This window comes from Odoribacter sp. N54.MGS-14 (genome assembly GCF_000980295.1).
Taxonomy (GTDB): domain Bacteria; phylum Bacteroidota; class Bacteroidia; order Bacteroidales; family Marinifilaceae; genus Odoribacter; species Odoribacter splanchnicus.
Genome location: NZ_LARL01000167.1, coordinates 1 through 968, shown reverse-complemented (window position 1 = coordinate 968; position 968 = coordinate 1). Strand labels below are relative to the sequence as shown.

The 968-nt window shown below is 49.0% G+C and carries 2 rRNA genes; both read right to left on the bottom strand.

The window, feature by feature from the left end:
• Positions 1-77, bottom strand: a 23S ribosomal RNA gene (locus WS42_RS14870); the annotation flags it as partial.
• A 261-nt stretch (positions 78-338) separates the two neighbouring features.
• A 16S ribosomal RNA gene (locus WS42_RS14865) occupies positions 339-968 on the bottom strand; the annotation flags it as partial.

Here is a 968-nt window from a genome sequence, read left to right as displayed (position 1 = left end):
AGCTTTTCGCAGCTTATCACGTCCTTCATCGCCTCTGAGAGCCTAGGCATCCACCATACGCCCTTTATTATTTACTTCAATTTTATACTTTTAGCTTACTCAGAAATCATTCATGTCGTAAGACTTTATATGATTTCTATTTTTGCTCATTGTTGTGGAATATATTTTTCCATCTTTCCAGTATGTCAAAGAACTGTTACTCTTACGAGTACTGACAGGTTAAAAGGAATCGAACCTTTTCCATGTTCCGAAAACCTGTGCTTCCTGCCTCCCGGCTGTCAACTTATGGTAAAGGTTGAAGGTTTTGCCAGCAAGTGCAGATAATAACTGATCTCCAGAAAGGAGGTGTTCCAGCCGCACCTTCCGGTACGGCTACCTTGTTACGACTTAGCCCCAGTTACCAGTTTTGCCCTAGGCCGATCCTCGCGGTTACGGACTTCAGGCACCCCCGGCTTCCATGGCTTGACGGGCGGTGTGTACAAGGCCCGGGAACGTATTCACCGCGCCATGGCTGATGCGCGATTACTAGCGAATCCAACTTCATGGAGTCGGGTTACAGACTCCAATCCGAACTACGACCGGCTTTTGAGATTGGCATCCAGTCACCTGGTAGCGGCCCTCTGTACCGGCCATTGTAACACGTGTGTAGCCCTGGGTGTAAGGGCCGTGCTGATTTGACGTCATCCCCGCCTTCCTCTCACCTTACGGTGGCAGTCCCGTTAGAGTGCTCATCATTACATGCTAGCAACTAACGGTAAGGGTTGCGCTCGTTATGGGACTTAACCCGACACCTCACGGCACGAGCTGACGACAACCATGCAGCACCTTGAAAAACGCTCCGAAGAGAATATCTGTTTCCAAATACGACATTTCCCATTTAAACCCAGGTAAGGTTCCTCGCGTATCATCGAATTAAACCACATGTTCCTCCGCTTGTGCGGGCCCCCGTCAATTCCTTTGAGTTTCAT